Consider the following 15,174-nt stretch of genomic DNA (forward strand, 5'->3'; position numbering starts at 1 on the left):
GCTACACCATGTCCGCGAACGACACCCGGTCCGTCGTGGCATTCCTCGCATCCTCGACCCGCACCTTGTGCGAAGCCAGCAGCTGCTCGAGCGAGGCGTTCATCGTGTGGCAGCCTGCATCGCGCCCGGCATTCATATGGGCGCGGATGCCGCCCACGTCGCCCGATTCCAGCATGCGCATGATCGCCGGGCTCGGCGTCAGGCATTCGGTGGCGAGGTGGTAGCGGTTGCCTTCGACCGAGGGCAGCAGCGCCTGGCACAGCACGCCGCGCAGGGCGTGCGCCAGTGCCTGCGCCTGGGCTTCGGAGTTGCCCAGCAGGCGCAGCATCTTCTGCAGGCCCAGTTCGGTGGAACGCGCGTGCAGCGTGGCCAGCACCAGCGGGCCGGATTCGGCCAGGGCCAGTGCTTCCTGGGCGGTTTCAGCGTCGCGGATCTCGCCGATCACGATCACGTCCGGGCGCTCGCGCAGCGCGTCGAGGGCGCCGAGGTAATAGCTTTCGACGTCGCCGTCCACGCCCACTTCGCGCTGGGTGATGATGCATTTGCGCTGGGGGATCAGGGTCTCGACCGGGTCTTCGATGGTGATGATGTGGCCCGAGCGGTGCTTGTTGATCTCGTCGATCATCGAAGCGATGGTGGTCGACTTGCCCTGGCAGGTGTCGCCGATGATGAGCACCAGGCCGCTGTTGAGGCGCGCGAATTCCTGCTCGTCCTTCCACAGGCCCAGCTCCGACAGCGCCACCGGCTCCTTGGGGAAGCGGCGGATCACGCAGCCCAGGCGCTTCTTGCCCTGGAAGGAGAAGCAGTTGGCGCGGATGCGCGCCGTGTGCAGGTCGATCGAGCGGTCGAATGCCCGGACCTGGATGCGCTCGTTCCAGTTCGGCTCGATCACGTCGAAGAATTCTTCCAGCTCTTCCTTCGTGATCGGCGAATCCGTCACCGCGACCAGCCCCTTGGGCTGGCGCAGCATCAGCGGGCTGTTCTGGTGAATGATGATGTCCGAGAACACCAGGCGTGAATTGAGCAGGTGGAGGATCTGCTCGACCAGGGTACCGAATACCGGATGGTCTTCGTTCTCGATGTACGACAGGGTGGGGATTTGCGAGGACTGGTGATGTTCCATCTGGCCGGCACTTAGGAAAAGGTTAACTAGTGTCGGATATTATAGAACCATGCCTCGCCGAAAGATTGCAAAAGTGAAAGAATAATTTCAGAGGCGGGTTCAGCGTCCAAAACTCGCAACGATGCGCTCGCCGAACAGCGTCACCGCCACCCCCAGCGCGACCACGCCCGCGCCCAGCATCCTGATGCCGGATACCTTGCGCACCGCCATGTGGATCAGCCCGAAATGGTCGATCGCCATCGAGGTGATCAGCTGGCCGGCGATCACCAGCACGATCAGGCTGAGCAGGCCGATGCGCGGCGCCAGGAACACCGTGCCGAAGACGAAGGCCGCGCCCAGGAAGCCGCCCGCGAACTTCCACGGCGGCTGGACCGCCAGGGCCGCGAAGGTGGGACCCAGGCCGCCGCGCGAGATCGCCATGCCGCCCAACACGATGGTGCCGCAGGCAAAGGATACGAAGGCGGCGACCACGGAATTGGCGCCGATCGACGAGGCCAGCTGGGTATTGACGGCGGCCTGGATCGACATCGCGATGCCGACGCAGAAGGCCATCACCAAGAGAATTACGTTCATGCTTGCTTCCTCCGGCACGGAACCGGGGCAAAAAGCGCACGATTCTAGTGCAAACCGGCCGTTCAGGATAGCCATGCATACCGCATGAGTGATCGACGGCCTGTCCCGCCACCTTGCATTCTGGGCCGTAAGCTGTGCAATTCGTCGCATGGGGCATGCGCCAGGCCCGGCGTTTGCCTAGGATGGCCACATCGACAAACGCTTTTCGAGGAGACCACCATGAACAAGACCATCCGTTCCACCACCGGCCTGCGCGCCATCGCCCTGGGCGCCGCCCTCGTGGCGGCGCTATCCTGCGCCACCGCCCCAAGCTTTGCGGGAGAATGGCCCTGGAGCGGCGAGCAGGTGCAAGGCAGCGGCAGCATCAAGCGCCAGCAGCGCCAGGTCTCGCATTTCACCGGCCTGGCCCTCGAATTGCCGGGCAAGCTCGAACTGCGCCTGGGTGACACGGAATCGGTCACCATCGAAACCGACGACAACCTGCTGCCGCTGGTGGAAACCGTGGTCGAGAACGGCACCCTGAAGATCCGCCCGTCCAAGCGCAACCTCAACCTCAAGACCCGCAACCTCAAGATCGTGGTGCAGGCGCGCCAGATCGAGCGCCTGGCGCTGGGCGGCTCCGGTTCGGTCGATGCCGACGTGCTGCGCGCGCCGCGCCTGGACATCGACCTGGGCGGCTCGGGCGAGATCAACGTGCGCAGCCTGGAGAGCGAATCGGTGGCGGTGAGCCTGGGCGGCAGCGGCGACTTCAAGGCGGCCGGCGGCAATGCGCGCAAGCTGTCGGTATCGATCGGCGGCTCGGGCACGGTGGACATGGGCCGGGTGCAGTCGGACAGCGCCAGCATCAGCGTGGCCGGTTCCGGCGAAGCGACCGTGTGGGCGCGGCATGAACTGAGCATGACCATCGCCGGCTCGGGCGACGTCAATTATTACGGCGATCCGCGCGTGAGCAAGTCGGTGGTGGGGTCGGGGGATGCGCGCCGGATCGCGGCGGCGCCGCGGTAGGCGGGCGCGAAAACAACATGGCCGGCATATGCCGGCCATGTTGTCTGGATCAATGCCCGGCGTGCGCGCTATGCGTCAGCGGCTTGACCGGCACCTTCACCTTCACGTCCTGGCGCTTGCCCGCCGCATCCTGCACGGTCAAGGTGACGGCAACAAGCTCGCCCTCCTTCACCTGGCGCTTCAGGTCCATCAGCATGACGTGGTAGCCGCCGCTGGCGAGGTTGACCTCTTTACCTGCCGGCAGCTCGATCGACTCCACGCGGCGCATGCGCATGGTCTGGCCGTCCATGGCCATTTCGTGCAGCTCGGCGCGGCCGGCCACCTCGGTTTGCACGCCGACCAGGCGCGCGGGCGCGGCCGACTGCATCCGCATGAAGGCGCCGGTGACTTTCTGCTGCGGCACGGTGGCGCGGATCCAGGGTTCAGAGACGGTGACCTGGGCAAAGGCGGAAGCGGAAATCAGGCTGCTGGCAAGCAGGGCAAGAAACTGTCGGGTCATGGCAGGGCCTCGTTGGGATGAAGGAAAATGATAGCCTTAGAGCGAGCCGCGCAGGTATTCGCGCTCGACCAGCACCGTGTCGACGCCGTCGGTCAGCCAGATCTGGCTGTCCTGGATCGTGCACTGCAGCTGCATATTGCGCTTCGCCATCTTCTCCAGCTGGCTGCTGGTCTCGCTCGGGATGTTGATCACCGAGACGTTGCGGGCGCGGTCGATCTTGTTGGCGATGCCCCTGAACCAGATGTCGCTCGTGGCGCTGTAGCTGTACACCACGACTTTATCCGAGCGCCCGGCTGCCTTCAGGATGCGCTTCTCGTCCGGCTGGCCGACTTCGATCCACAGGTCGATGGCACCGGTCAGGTCCTTCAGCCACAGGGCCGGTTCCTCGACGTCGAACAGGTCCTTGGTGAAGGCCAGCGCCGGGTCGGCGTGCAGCGCGAAGGCCAGCACGCGGATCATCACGCGCTCGTCGGTCTCGGACGGGTGGCGCGCGATGGTCAGCGTGTGGTCGCCGTAATAGTTGCGGTCCATGTCGGCAATCGACAGGTCGGCCTTGTAGATGGTTGCTTTGATAGCCATGGTGCGTGGATGCGGGTTGGGGTAAGCCTGCCATTGTCGCACGCGCCGCACGCGGGCGCGATGTTGAAGGTATAGTCTTGTTGCCAACACCTTCAGGAGACCAGCATGACCAATGCATTCCCGCCGAACCAGCAGTTCCGCCTTGCCGCCCGCCCGCTCGGCATGCCGAGGAGCGAAGACTGGCTGTTCCACGAAGAAGCGGTGGCCGAGCCGCTCGATGGCGGGATCGTGGTCAAGGTGCTGTACCTGTCGCTCGACCCGGCCATGCGCGGCTGGATGAACGAAGGTAAATCGTATATCCGCCCGGTGGCGATCGGCGAAGTCATGCGCGCCGGCGGCCTCGGGATCGTGGTCGCCTCGAAGTCGCCGCGCTTTGCCGTGGGCGACTACGTGGTCGGCGGCACCGGCGTGCAGCGCTACTGGTCCGGCCCGGCCGACGACAGGACCGCCGCGTTCACGAAAATCGATCCGACCCTGGCCCCGCTCACGGCCTGGCTCAACACGCTCGGCATGCCGGGCATGACCGCCTTCTTCGGCCTGCGCGAAGTCGGCCAGCCGAAGGCCGGCGAGACCGTCGTGGTCTCGGGCGCGGCCGGCGCGGTCGGCATGACGGTCGGCCAGGTGGCGAAAAAGATGGGCTGCCGCGTGGTCGGCATCGCCGGCGGCGAAGACAAATGCCGCTACGTGGTCGAGCAGCTGGGCTTCGACGCCTGCATCGACTACAAGGCCGGCCCGGTCGCTGCCGGCCTGAAGGAACACTGCCCGCAGGGCGTGGACGTCTATTTCGACAACGTCGGCGGCGACATCCTGGACGCGGTGCTCACCCGGATCAACATGAAGGCGCGCATCGTCATCTGTGGCGCGATCTCGCAGTACAACGCGACCAGCCCGGTGAAGGGCCCGGCCAACTACCTGTCGCTCCTGGTAAACCGTGCGCGCATGGAAGGCATGGTGGTGTTCGACTACGCGCCGCGCTATGCCGAAGGGGTGGCGACACTATCCGGCTGGATGCGCGAAGGCAGCGTCAAGAGCCATGAACATGTCACGGAAGGCTTCGAGCGCTTCCCGGAAGCGCTCCTGATGCTCTTCGAAGGCAAGAACCTGGGCAAGCTGGTGCTGAAGGTCGCCGACGCCTGAGCAGGTAGCGCCACGCCGGGATGCAAGCCCGCCCGGCGTTCCTTTTGATCCATCGCATGTTCACGATTGATGGTCTAAACTTGTTCTCCTGGGGCGCGTCTATATCGCTTTGGTGCTGCGCGCCAACGTCGTTTTGCGAGGAGACCATGATTCCATTCCCCGAACCCCAGGAGGCGCCATGCATTCGCTAGACGCGCCCGAGCCGTCCGACGGCATCCTGGCCCAGCTGCGCGCCGACCATGCGCGCGTGCGCGCCATGTTCCACGAATTCGCCATGCTCGATGGCGAAGAAGAAGAGCGGCGCGAGCGCCTGGTCGATGACCTGTGCGACGAACTCACGCTGCATGCCACGCTCGAGGAAGAGCTGTTCTACCCGGCGCTGCGCGGGATCGTCGACGACAGCCTGCTCGACAACGCGGAGCTCGAGCACGACAGCGCGCGCGAACTCATCCTCCAGCTGGAGACCCTGTTCCCCGAAGACGACTTTTTCAACGCCACCGTCGCCGTGCTGGCCGAAGAAGTGGCGCACCACGTCGCGCAGGAAGAAACCGTGTTGTTCCCTGCCCTGGCCCACGCCGGCGTCGACCAGCTCGCGCTCGGCCAGCGCCTGCGCGCGCGCCGCCTGCAGCTGCAGATGGACCTGGCCTCGCCGCCTCCCGCGATCGACGGCACCGAACCACGCGCTCTGCTGCGCGGCGTCCTGGGCCAGCTGCGCGAACGGCGCGCGCGGCCGCGCTAGCGGGCCATCGCAAGTCCAGTCCGATGGAACTAACGCCTAAGGCGTGCCTCTAAACGGCACGAGCGCATCCATACAGGCGTTCGCGGGTTCCCACTTCGACAGCACACAGGCAGACAAGGAGAGCGACATGGCGACGAGTAAAGACATTGGCAAGGGGGCGGGAAATCAGTCCGGCAGCGTCCAGAAGACCGGCGCCGGCAGCGGCACGCCGGCCAAGCGCGGTTTCGCAGCGATGGACCAGAACCAGCAGCGTGAAATCGCCAGCAAGGGCGGCCAGGCAGCACACCAGAAAGGCACCGCCCACGAGTTCGATTCCGAAGAAGCACGGCGCGCCGGCCAGAAAGGCGGCGAGGCCGTGAGCCGCAACCGCGCCCACATGGCCGACATTGGCCGCAAGGGCGGCGAAAGCCGGCAGTCGGCCCAGCGCGCGGCGGCGGCGGCGAAAAATGCCGGCAACCGCCAGGGAGGCAAGGAAGGCTAGGCCGCCCGCTCCCCCTCCTCCATCGGTCACTCCCCCTGACCGATGTTTCCATACCACGGCGCGCAGCCCGGCGCCGTGGCTCCGGGACCGCAGCGGCATACGCCGTGTTACATTGCGGCCCCTATGCACAAGCTTCCCTACCTCACGGCCTATCCCGACACCCTGCGCACCCAGGTCGCGGCGCTGGTCGACGCCGGGCGGCTCGGCGACACCCTCCTGCAGCGCTATCCGGACGCCCACGGCATCCGTACCGACAGGGCGCTCTACGACTACGTGCAGGAGCTGAAGATTGACTACCTGCGCCAGGCGGAACCGGTCGCCAAGGTCGCCTACGACAGCAAGATCCACGTGGTGCAGCATGCGCTCGGACTGCACACGGCCATCTCGCGGGTCCAGGGCAGCCGGCTCAAGGCCAAGCACGAGATCCGGGTGGCCAGCGTGTTCCGCGACGCCCCGCTCCCCTTCCTGCGCATGATCGCGGTGCACGAACTGGCGCACCTGAAGGAAAAGGACCACGACAAGGCCTTCTACAAGCTGTGCTGCTGGATGGAGCCGGCCTACCACCAGCTCGAATTCGACTTGCGGCTCTACCTCACCTGGCTCGACCTGGGTGGAAACCGCCTGTGGATGGCGGGCGAAGATCGCGTTGCCATATCACCACAACCATTGTCAAAATGATTCGTTGCTGTGCGTAAATATCTCGACTTTCCCAAGCCCCTTGGGTAAAGTCGGAGGCGTCGCGTTCTTCCGGCCGCGCATTTCCACAGCTCTCCGTGCCGCCCGGCCGCTATTTGAACACGATGACGAACCAGATCCTCCATGACGGCCCCTTCCTGCCGGCCGTGCTATGCGGCGGCATGCTCGCCTGCAGCCTGCTGGGCGCCGGCGCCCAGGCGGCCGACGGCCCGGCCTGGAAGTTTTCCGGCTTCGGCACCCTGGGCGCAGTGCACGCCAGCACCCGCACCGCCGACTACACATCGACCGTCCTGCGCGCCACCGGCGCCGGCGCCAGCGAGCGCTGGAGCCCGGACGTGGACAGCCGCCTCGGCGCCCAGCTCGACGTCTCCCAGGGCAACTGGTCGGGCGTGGTGCAGCTCGTGAGCGAGCAGAGCATGACCGGCAGCTACCGCCCGCGCATCGAATGGGCCAACGTGAAATACCAGCTGACCCCGGACCTCGCGGTGCGCCTGGGCCGCATCGCGCTGCCGGTATTCCTGGCCGCCGACTACCGCAAGGTCGGCTACACCCTGCCCTGGGTCCGCACCCCGGTCGAGGTCTATGGCGCGCTGCCGCTGTCGAGCAGCGACGGCGTCGACGCCACCTGGCGCTGGAGCACTGGCGAGATGCGCCATGCCACCCAGGTGCTCTACGGCCGCACCGAGAACAAACTGTTTGACAGAAAGCGCTTGCGCGCGCGCGGCATTGCCGGCCTGTCGCACAGCATCGAACGCGGGGCCCTGAGCGGGCGCGCCTCGATGCTGAGCGGCAAACTCGATACGGAAGTCGGCAGCGAAGTCTTCACCGCGCTGCGCGCTTTCGGCCCGCAGGGCGCGGCCATCGCCGAGCGCTATGCGATCGAGGACAAGCGCGTGACCATGGTCAGCGCCGGCCTGAGCTACGACCCGGGCCAGTGGTTCGCCAGCGCCGAAATCGGCCGCACCCATTCCCGCACCCTGCTCGGGCAGACCACCTCGCTCTACCTGGGAGGCGGCTACCGCCTGCGCAACCTGACCCCCTACCTCGGTTTTGCCAAGGTGCGCGCCGACAGCGCCATCAGCGACCCGGGCCTGCCGCTCGGCAGCCTGCCGCCGCGGCTGCAGCCGACCGCCGCCCTGGTCAATGCCGGCCTGAATTCCTACCTGGCGACGATCCCGGTGCAGCGCACCGCCAGCGCCGGGCTGCGCTGGGACGCGATCGACAATGTCGCGCTCAAGGCCCAGTACGACCGGGTGCAGCCCACCGGCGGCTCGCGCGGCACCCTGATCAACCGGCGGGACGACTACCGCTCGGGCCAGACGATCCATGTGGCCAGCGTCGCGCTGGACTTCGTGTTCTGAGGCCGCGCATGGGCGTCCGCATTCACTCCCTGGCCGCCACGGCCGCGCTGCTGCTGGCGGTCTCCGGCAACGCCGCGGCCGAGCTGGTGGTCATCGTGTCGGCGCGCAGCCCGGCCCCGGCGCTCTCAAGCGACCAGGTGGCCGCCATCTTCCTCGGCCAGGCCGGACGGTTTCCCGACGGCGCCGAAGTGATGGCGCTCGACCAGCGCATCGGCTCGAACGAACGCAACCAGTTCTACCAGCAGGTCGCCGGCAAGACCCCGGCCCTGCTCAAGGCGCACTGGTCGAAGATGGTCTTCACCGGCCGCGGCCAGCCGCCGCGCGAAGCCGCCGACAGCGGCGCGGTGCGGCGCATGGTGGCCGAGAACCCGTCGATGATCGGCTATATCGACCGCTCCGCGCTGGACGCCAGCGTGCGTCCGGTCCTGCTGCTGCGCTGAGACGATGAAAGCAGCCCTGGCCGAGCACCCGCATCCGCGCCCGGCGCCGCCTGCCGCGCGCCGACTGGCCCTGGTGCGCCTGCTCGGGCGCGGGCTGGAAACCCATATCTCGCTGCCGCTGTTCGCGCTGGTGCTCATCGCGGCCTTGTGGATCGCCACCTTCCACATGATCCGCGCCGAAGAAGCCGCGGCGCGCGAGGCCGCCCGCAACGCCACCCGCGAACTGGTCTACACCTACGAAGCCCAGATGGCGCGCAGCCTGAGCAGCATCGACCAGACCCTGCGCGTGATGCAGTACGCGGCCGCCATGAACGGACCGGACCAGGCCCTCGGCACGATGAGCGCCAAGGGCCTGCTGCCGCCGGGCCTGGTGTTCCAGGTGGCCCTCACCAATGCGGCCGGCCGCGTCCTGGCCAGCAACCCGGACGCCGGCGCCCGCCGCGACGTCTCGCGCGCCGCCTGGTTCAGCTTCCACCGCGACCGCGCGGGCGACGCCCCCTATGTCAGCCAGACCATCGGCCGGCGCGAGCCGCACGTGGTCTTCTCGCGCCGCCTGGACGACGCCGACGGCCGCTTCGCCGGCGTGGCCACCGTGGCGGTCGACCCGGCCTTCTTCACCAGCTCCTACGAACATTCGCGCCAGGGCGCGCGTGGCCTGCTCGGCATGGCCGGCCGCGACGGCGTGGTGCGCGCCGCGCGCACCGGCGAGAAGGTCACCTGGGGCCAGCGCATCGTCCTGGGCAAGGCCGACGAAGTGATCCTGGGCCCCAGCCCGCTCGACGGCGAACTGCGCTTCAAGAGCACGCGCCCTCTGGGCGGCTTCCCGCTGGTGGCCATGGTCGGCCTGTCCGAACCCGAACAGATGGAAGAATTCCAACAGCAGCGCCGCGCCTGGTTGCTGGGGGCCAGCGCCGGCAGCGCGCTGCTGGCGGTGGTCGTGTTGCTGGTCAGCGCCTGGTCGTGGCAGCTGGCCAAGGCGCGCCGGCGCGAGCGGCTTGCGCAGGAAACCTATGCCGCCGCCTCCGAGGCCAGCCTGGACGCCTTCTTCGTGCTGCGCACCCTGCCCGGCGCCGGCGGCGAAGTGGCCGACTTCATCATCGAGACCACCAATACCCGCGCCGAGCAGCTCACGGCCCTGGCCAAGGCCCAGATGGAAGGCCGGCCGATGTCGGTGATGCTGCCGACCCACATCGGCAGCGGCATCTTCGGCGACCTGGCGGCCGTGGCCACCGACCGCGTGGCGCGCGAAGCCGAATGGCTGGCCGACCTGCCGCACAACCCGGACTGCTGGCTGCACCGCCAGGTGGTGCCGGTCGAAGGCGGCGTGGTCGTCATCGTGCGCGACATCACCGAACGCAAGCTCACCGAGCAGCGCATCCGCCACCTGGCCCACCACGACGAGCTCACCGGACTGCCCAACCGCAGCCTGCTGCGCGACCGCCTCGGCCAGGCCATCCGCGACGCCGAGCGCAAGGGCAGCAGCGTGGGCCTGGCCTTCATCGACCTGGACGGGTTCAAGCTGGTCAACGATGGTCTCGGCCACAATGCCGGCGACGAGCTGCTCAAGGTGGTGGGCGAGCGCATGGGACGCTGCCTGCGCCGCAACGACACGCTGGCGCGCTTCGGCGGCGACGAATTCGTGATCCTGCTGCCCGACCTGTCGGGCGAGCCGCTGGCCGTCACGCCGCTGCTGGAAAAGGTGCGCCAGGCCGTCACCGAGCCGGTCGAGGTGGAAGGCCAGGAAGTGCAGGTCAGCTGCAGCATGGGCGTGGTACTCTATCCGCGCGACGGACTCGATGCCAATACTCTGATGATGAATGCCGACGCGGCCATGTACCGCGCCAAGGAAAACAAGAACAACTTCCAGTTCTACGCCAGCGAAATGAACGCCAGCATCGAGGAAAAGCTGGTGCTGCTCGAAGGGATGCGCACTGCGCTGGACACCTGCGCGGGCGCGGCTTGCCAGTTCCAGCTGCTGTACCAGCCGAAGGTCGACCTGCGCACCGGCCAGGTGTTCGGCGTCGAGGCGCTGATCCGCTGGAACCACCCGGAGCATGGCCTGATCTCGCCGCTGCGCTTCATCGGCCTGGCCGAGGAAAGCGGCATGATCGTGGCGCTCGGCGAATGGGTGCTGCGCACCGCCTGCTTTCAAACCCAGGCCTGGCGCGCGGCCGGCCTGCCGCCGCTGGCGGTCTCGGTCAACGTCTCGGCCCGGCAGTTCGAGGAAAAGCGCCTGGTCGAGCGCATCGCCGGCGCCCTGCGCGACAGCGGCCTGCCGCCGCAGGCGCTCGAAGTCGAAGTCACCGAAAGCTCGATCATGCGCGACCTGGCGCGCTCGGTGGACAAGATGCGCGAGCTCGAGGCGATGGGCGTGGCGCTGTCGATCGACGATTTCGGCACCGGCTATTCGAGCCTGTCGGCGCTGAAATCCTTCCCGATCAGCCGCCTGAAGATCGACAAGAGCTTTGTCAGCGACCTCGCCCACAGCCTGGACGACCAGGCCATCGCAATGGCCGTGATCTCGCTCGGTCACAAGCTGAACCTGCGCGTGATCGCCGAAGGGGTCGAAACCGAGCAGCAGCGCGACTTCCTGCGCGCCAACGACTGCGACGAGATGCAGGGCTATCTGTTCAGCCGTCCGGTGCCGGCCGAGCGCATCGCGCAGATGCTGGCCGCCTCCTCAACCACCCCGACGACTTGCGAGGAATTGCCTTGAGCCTGATGCGCCGCCTCACCCTCCTGCTGTGCGGTCGTGATCCGGCCCTGCAACGGATGCTCAAGTACTGGGCCGCCACCTGCGTGCTCTACGTCGCCTGCATCGGCATGCTGCTGGTGCAGGTCGAGCTGGGTTTGAGCCGCCCGGCCGCCGCGAACGGCCTGATCGCCTTCGGCGGATGCGGCGCCTTCGTGTTCTACCTCCTGATCCGCGCCAACGCCCGGCTCCAGCTGGCGCCCGACCAGCTGGCCGTCGCCCAGGCCGTGTTCTCGCTGGTGTGCGCCTGCTGGGCCTATGCCATTTCCGGGCCGCTGCGCGCGGCCATGCTGATCATGGCGGTGGTGATCATCGTGTTCTGCATGTTCGCGCTGCGCCCGCGCCAGACCCTGATGCTCTCCGGCGCCGCCATCGCCGGCATGGGCGCGACCATGTTATGGCTGCAGGCGAACGACCCGGTGCGCTTCCCGCCGGCCAACGAGGCGCTGACCTTCGGCTACCTGGCCGGCGCGCTGCTCTCGACGGCGCTCCTGAGCGGCGAAATGAGCAAGCTGCGCTCGCGCCTGAAGCGCCAGAAGCGTGAGTTGACCGAAGCGCTCGAAACCATCCGCGTGCTGGCCACCGTCGACGAACTGACCTCGCTGGTGAACCGCCGCCACATGAACGAAGTGCTCGATGCCGAGGAACGCCGCCAGGTGGGCGCCGCCGCGGCGGACACCTGCATCGCCCTGCTCGACATCGATTTCTTCAAGCAGGTCAACGACCTGTACGGCCACGCCGTCGGCGACACCGTGCTGCGCTGCTTTTCGAGCGCCGCGCGCGCCTCGCTGCGCGAAGGCGACGTGCTGGCGCGCTGGGGCGGCGAGGAATTCCTGCTGCTGCTGCCCGACGCCGTCCCAAGCGACGCCCGCGCCGTGCTGGAGCGCATGGCCGAGCGCGTGCAAACGATGCTGGTGCCGGGACTGGACGGGCGCCGCATCAGCTTCTCGGCGGGCCTGGCCACGCGCCGCGCCGGCGAGCCCTTCGCCGACGCCATCAGCCGCGCCGACAAGGCGCTCTACCAAGCCAAGGAGGCCGGGCGCGACCGGATCGTGCTGGCTTGAGGTGAGCCTCAAGAAGCCTGAAGCGGCACGACCGCGGCCCGCAGGCGCCGGATCAAGGCATCCGCATCCGCATCGACCTGCATCAGTCCCAGGTGCTCGGGCCTGACGAAGCCCTCCTCGCACTGGTGCCGCACGAAGTTCACCAGCCCGTCCCAGAAGCCGTTCGGGTTATACAGCCCGATCGGCTTGGCGTGGATCCCGAGCTGGGCCCAGGTCAGCATCTCGAACAGTTCTTCCAGCGTGCCCATCCCGCCCGGCATGGCGATGAAGCCCTCCGACAGGTCGGCCATCATGGCTTTGCGCTCGTGCATGTCCTTGACCACGAACAGGCGGGTCAGCCCGGCGTGGCCGACCTCGCGTTCGACCAGGGCCTTGGGGATCACGCCGGTGGCTTCGCCGCCCAGGCGCAGCACTTCGTCGGCGATCACGCCCATCAGGCCGACCTTGCCGCCGCCGTAGACCAGGCCGATATTGTGCTCGACCAGCGATGCCGCGAGCAGGCGCGCCGCGTCGGCGTAGAAGGGATTGGCGCCGTGGGCGGCGCCGCAATAGACGGCCAGGGTTTTCATCGTGAACGGATTGGAGTTACAGGAAATCGGCGCCGGGCCTGGCCTCGGCGGAGAGCTTCTTGAGGTATTCCTCGGACAGCTTTTCGAACAGCAGGCGGGTATCGCCGCGCAGATAGGGGCCGAGCATCGACAGCACCTGGTAGCAGCCGCGCGCGAGCGCATCGGCGATCGCCTGCTGCTCGCTGTACTTGCGCGGGTTGCGCACGTACTCGTAGGACAGCCAGTAGGTCGCCACCACCACCATGTTGGTCGCCATCGCGCCGATATGGTGGTCGGAGGCTTCGAGCGAGCCTTCGCTGCGCAGGTCTTCGCACAGCTGGCGCGCGACCTTGATCTTGTGGGCGAGGATGGCCTTGAAGTGCAGCTCCAGCTTGCGGTTGCGCGACAAGAGGTCGTTCAGGTCGCGGTAGAAGAAGCGGTAGCGCCAGATCAGCTCGAACATCAGGTGCAGGTAGAGCCAGACGTCTTCCATGTTCGAGCGGCGCCCGGCCGGCACGGTGAGAATGCGCTCGATCTCCGCCTCGAACTGGTTGAAGATCGAGTTGACGATGTCGTCCTTGTTACGGAAGTGATAGTAGAGGTTGCCGGGCGAGATATTCATCTCCTCGGCAATGACCGTCGTCGTGATGTTCGGCTCGCCGAATTCGTTGAACAGCCTGAGCGAGAGCTCGAGGATGCGTTCACGGGTCCGGCGCGGAGCTTTTTGTTGCATGAAGGGCGAAGTTTAGGGTGCCAGCCCGGAGAATAACACCAAATGATGCCATTGCGACAGCGCGGCAGGCCTCGTTTCAGGCCCCTTCGCCATCTTCCTGCACGATCGTGCCTTTTTGAGCACGGCGGGGGCGCGGCTGGGGGGCGGACACGGGCAGGCGCGCGGCGAAGTCGGCCAGCATTTTCTCGAGATCGTCGACGCGCCGGCGCAGTGCCTCGACCTCGCTGGCGGCAGGCACGCCGATGGTGGCCAGGGCCCGCGCCACCCGCTCTTCGAACACCTGTTCCAGCTTGCCCCAGGAGCCGCCGCTGCGGCGGCTTGCGCGTTCGGCGGCACGCGCCACGGTGCCGGTGGCTTCCTCGACTTCGCGCGCGCGCTTTTGCAGGGCGCTGCCGTCGCGCACCAGGCGGGTGAAGGAGCTGCCGCCCTCTTCCTGTGCCTTGGCAAAGGCGCCCAGGCCGGCCTGCCAGATCTGCTGGGCGGAATCGCGCACGGCGCGCGCGAGCGCCTCGTCGTCGTCGGGTGCGGGGAGTTTCTTGGTCATGGCGAAGGCCTCCTGGAACTGGTGCGGCCATTGTAGGCACGCACAGTAGAAACCTGCTTCTAAAGGGGTGTGCGAACGGCCTTCAGCTGGAAGCGCGGCGGCGCTGCAGCGCGGCGGCGTCGCGGATGCTCAGGCGCAGGCTTTGGGCGGAGACCGGTTTGGCGTAATGCGCATCGGCGATGCCGGCGCGCAGGGCGGCATCGATCTCGGCCAGGTCTTGCTGGCCGGTGAGCATCAGGCGCGCCGTGCGCGGATAGCGCCCGGCCACCTCGGCCAGCACTTCGGTGCCGCTCATGCCGGGCATCGACTGGTCGCACAGGATCACCTCGACCGGCTCGCGCGCGAGCAAGGCCAGCGCCTCGGCGCCGGAAGCGGCGCTGAGCACGCGCCAGGGTTCGGACGCGAGCATCTCGGCCAGCACCGCCAGCATGAAGGGATCGTCGTCCACCAGCAGGACGGTGGGCTGCCCTGCGGGCGAAGGCGCGGCTGGCGCAGCCGATGCCTGTGGCGCGGACGCGGACGCCGGGGCGCTTGCAGGCAGCAGGAAGGCTTCCAGTTCGGCGACGAAGCTTTCGGGTTCGATCGGCTTGCTGATATAGCCGTCGAAGCCGGCCGCCAGCACTTTTTCGCGGTCGCCCGCCATTGCCAGCGCGGTCACGGCCAGCACCGGCACGCCGGCCAGTGCCGGCTCGGCCCTGAGCGCGCCCAGCACCGCGAAGCCGTTCATGCCGGGCAGGTTGACGTCGCAGGCGACCAGGTCCGGCGGCTCGGCGCGGGCCAGAGCGATGCCGCGCGCGCCGTCGGGTGCGGACAGCGCGGCGTGGCCATAGGCCGTCAGCAGGAACGTCATCAGCTCGACGTTGGCTGGATTGTCTTCGATGATCAGGATGCGGGCCAAGA

17 protein-coding genes are annotated in these 15,174 nt (G+C 67.5%); 9 read left to right on the forward strand and 8 right to left on the reverse strand.

Annotated elements, in window-relative coordinates; all coding sequences use genetic code 11:
• Position 1 precedes the first annotated feature (1 nt).
• Together AC56LR_RS03645 and AC56LR_RS03650 are read right to left on the reverse strand one after the other, a co-directional pair.
• Positions 2–1,123: a type IV pilus twitching motility protein PilT gene (locus AC56LR_RS03645; RefSeq protein WP_489875073.1), complete on the reverse strand. Its 1,122-nt coding sequence runs from the start codon at positions 1,121–1,123 to the stop codon at positions 2–4.
• A 99-nt stretch (positions 1,124–1,222) separates the two neighbouring features.
• The gene (locus AC56LR_RS03650; RefSeq protein ID WP_497127548.1) at positions 1,223–1,696 is read right to left on the reverse strand and encodes a DMT family transporter; all 474 of its coding nucleotides are present in this window, start codon (positions 1,694–1,696) and stop codon (positions 1,223–1,225) included.
• Positions 1,697–1,915: 219 nt separating this feature from the next.
• Here AC56LR_RS03650 and AC56LR_RS03655 point away from each other — a divergent pair, with 219 nt between their 5' ends.
• A complete protein-coding gene (locus AC56LR_RS03655) occupies positions 1,916–2,701 on the forward strand; it encodes a head GIN domain-containing protein (protein ID WP_497127550.1) in 786 nt (261 codons plus the stop codon).
• A gap of 49 nt (positions 2,702–2,750) precedes the next feature.
• Here the strand turns inward: AC56LR_RS03655 and AC56LR_RS03660 are convergent, their stop codons facing one another.
• Both AC56LR_RS03660 and AC56LR_RS03665 read right to left on the reverse strand, forming a co-directional pair.
• Positions 2,751–3,200 (reverse strand): copper chaperone PCu(A)C, encoded by a 450-nt coding sequence (locus AC56LR_RS03660; RefSeq protein ID WP_497127552.1) that lies wholly within the window; start codon positions 3,198–3,200, stop codon positions 2,751–2,753.
• Positions 3,201–3,236: 36 nt separating this feature from the next.
• Complete coding sequence (locus AC56LR_RS03665) at positions 3,237–3,779, reverse strand: YaeQ family protein (protein WP_497127554.1); 543 nt, start codon at positions 3,777–3,779, stop codon at positions 3,237–3,239.
• Positions 3,780–3,884: 105 nt separating this feature from the next.
• Between AC56LR_RS03665 and AC56LR_RS03670 the strand changes: the two genes are divergently transcribed.
• From AC56LR_RS03670 to AC56LR_RS03705, 8 genes are all read left to right on the forward strand, one after another.
• Positions 3,885–4,916 carry an NADP-dependent oxidoreductase gene (locus AC56LR_RS03670; RefSeq protein WP_497127556.1) on the forward strand — a complete coding sequence of 344 codons (1,032 nt, stop codon included), beginning with the start codon at positions 3,885–3,887 and terminating at the stop codon, positions 4,914–4,916.
• A gap of 178 nt (positions 4,917–5,094) precedes the next feature.
• Positions 5,095–5,655, forward strand: coding sequence for a hemerythrin domain-containing protein (locus AC56LR_RS03675; RefSeq protein ID WP_497127559.1), 561 nt, complete (start codon positions 5,095–5,097; stop codon positions 5,653–5,655).
• 127 nt (positions 5,656–5,782) lie between these two features.
• Positions 5,783–6,136, forward strand: a complete 354-nt coding sequence (locus AC56LR_RS03680; RefSeq protein WP_497127562.1) for a KGG domain-containing protein — start codon at positions 5,783–5,785, stop codon at positions 6,134–6,136.
• 123 nt (positions 6,137–6,259) lie between these two features.
• Complete coding sequence (locus tag AC56LR_RS03685) at positions 6,260–6,814, forward strand: YgjP-like metallopeptidase domain-containing protein (protein WP_497127565.1); 555 nt, start codon at positions 6,260–6,262, stop codon at positions 6,812–6,814.
• A 122-nt stretch (positions 6,815–6,936) separates the two neighbouring features.
• The gene (locus tag AC56LR_RS03690; RefSeq protein WP_497127568.1) at positions 6,937–8,193 is read left to right on the forward strand and encodes a hypothetical protein; all 1,257 of its coding nucleotides are present in this window, start codon (positions 6,937–6,939) and stop codon (positions 8,191–8,193) included.
• An 8-nt stretch (positions 8,194–8,201) separates the two neighbouring features.
• On the forward strand, positions 8,202–8,633 hold the full coding sequence (locus AC56LR_RS03695) for a phosphate ABC transporter substrate-binding protein (RefSeq protein ID WP_497127571.1): 432 nt from the start codon (positions 8,202–8,204) through the stop codon (positions 8,631–8,633).
• Positions 8,634–8,637: 4 nt separating this feature from the next.
• Positions 8,638–11,349 carry a bifunctional diguanylate cyclase/phosphodiesterase gene (locus AC56LR_RS03700; protein WP_497127574.1) on the forward strand — a complete coding sequence of 904 codons (2,712 nt, stop codon included), beginning with the start codon at positions 8,638–8,640 and terminating at the stop codon, positions 11,347–11,349.
• A 5-nt stretch (positions 11,350–11,354) separates the two neighbouring features.
• Entirely contained in the window at positions 11,355–12,449 is a 1,095-nt protein-coding gene (locus AC56LR_RS03705; protein ID WP_497127771.1) for a GGDEF domain-containing protein, read from the forward strand.
• 8 nt (positions 12,450–12,457) lie between these two features.
• Here the strand turns inward: AC56LR_RS03705 and AC56LR_RS03710 are convergent, their stop codons facing one another.
• The 4 genes from AC56LR_RS03710 to AC56LR_RS03725 form a co-directional block, all read right to left on the reverse strand.
• Complete coding sequence (locus AC56LR_RS03710; RefSeq protein WP_497127577.1) at positions 12,458–13,018, reverse strand: LOG family protein; 561 nt, start codon at positions 13,016–13,018, stop codon at positions 12,458–12,460.
• Between the two features lie 16 nt (positions 13,019–13,034).
• A complete protein-coding gene (locus tag AC56LR_RS03715; RefSeq protein WP_497127580.1) occupies positions 13,035–13,730 on the reverse strand; it encodes a TetR/AcrR family transcriptional regulator in 696 nt (231 codons plus the stop codon).
• A 76-nt stretch (positions 13,731–13,806) separates the two neighbouring features.
• Positions 13,807–14,274 carry a phasin family protein gene (locus AC56LR_RS03720; protein ID WP_497127583.1) on the reverse strand — a complete coding sequence of 156 codons (468 nt, stop codon included), beginning with the start codon at positions 14,272–14,274 and terminating at the stop codon, positions 13,807–13,809.
• Positions 14,275–14,356: 82 nt separating this feature from the next.
• A complete protein-coding gene (locus tag AC56LR_RS03725) occupies positions 14,357–15,172 on the reverse strand; it encodes a response regulator (RefSeq protein ID WP_497127585.1) in 816 nt (271 codons plus the stop codon).
• Between the last annotated feature and the right edge of the window lie 2 nt (positions 15,173–15,174).

The organism is Telluria sp. ZT3P39 (assembly GCF_059685935.1).